We start from the raw sequence: 1,219 nt of genomic DNA, 5'->3' as shown, positions 1-1,219 counted from the left end.
TAAAGGAGGAAAAAAGGATGGCGAAGCAAAAATTTGAGAGGACGAAACCGCATGTAAATGTAGGGACGATAGGGCACGTAGACCATGGTAAGACGACATTGACAGCGGCGATAACGATGGTATTATCGAATGCGGGGTTAGCAGAGAAGAAAGGATATGACGAGATAGACAAGGCACCGGAGGAGAGAGCAAGGGGAATAACAATAAACACGACTCACGTAGAATATGAGACAGAGAAGAGGCACTATGCGCATGTAGACTGTCCAGGTCACGCGGACTACGTAAAGAACATGATAACAGGTGCAGCACAGATGGACGGAGCGATATTGGTAGTATCAGCAGCAGACGGTCCGATGCCACAGACGAGGGAGCACATATTATTAGCGAGGCAGGTAGGGGTGCCATATATAGTAGTATTTTTAAACAAGGCAGACATGGTAGACGATGCAGAATTAATAGAGCTGGTAGAGATGGAAGTAAGGGAGTTATTAAACGAATATGAATTTCCTGGGGATGACACACCGATAGTAGTAGGTTCAGCATTAAAGGCATTAGAATGTGGATGTGGCAAGAGAGAATGCGAATGGTGCGGGAAGATATGGCAGTTAATGGATGTAGTAGACGAATATATACCGACACCGGAGAGGGACATAGACAAGCCATTTTTAATGCCAGTAGAGGACATATTTACAATAACGGGAAGAGGGACAGTTGCGACAGGGAGAGTAGAGAGAGGCAAAGTAAAAGTAGGGGACGAAGTAGAGATAATAGGGCTTACGACAGAATCTAAGAAGACAGTAGTGACAGGGGTAGAGATGTTCAGGAAGACGATGGACGAAGCGCAAGCAGGGGACAACATAGGAGTGTTATTAAGAGGGATACAGAGGGACGAAGTAGAGAGAGGGCAAGTATTGGCGAAGCCAGGGACGATAAAGCCGCACATGAAATTTGAGGGGCAGGTATACGTATTGACGAAGGAAGAAGGAGGAAGGCATACACCATTTTTCAATGGATACAGGCCACAATTTTACTTTAGGACGACAGACGTAACAGGGACGATACAGTTACCAGAGGGAGTAGAGATGGTGATGCCGGGGGACCACGTAACGATAAAAGTAGAGTTAATAACACCGATAGCGATGGAAGAAGGTTTGAAGTTTGCTATAAGAGAAGGCGGCCGTACAGTAGGTGCTGGCGTCGTGTCAGCTATCATAGAGTA

At 46.1% G+C, this 1,219-nt stretch carries 1 protein-coding gene; it reads left to right on the top strand.

Annotation, left to right across the window (positions count from 1 at the left end):
* Positions 1 to 17: 17 nt before the first annotated feature.
* A partial coding sequence (gene tuf, locus I4N53_RS10800) for an elongation factor Tu (RefSeq protein WP_012995915.1) occupies positions 18 to 1,219 on the top strand: 1,202 nt, incomplete at its 3' end.

Origin of the sequence: Thermoanaerobacter sp. CM-CNRG TB177, from assembly GCF_018588165.1 — a bacterium.
GTDB lineage: Bacteria > Bacillota > Thermoanaerobacteria > Thermoanaerobacterales > Thermoanaerobacteraceae > Thermoanaerobacter > Thermoanaerobacter thermocopriae.
Note: the sequence above shows the minus strand (reverse complement) of the source record. Positions and strands in the feature narration are given on the sequence as shown.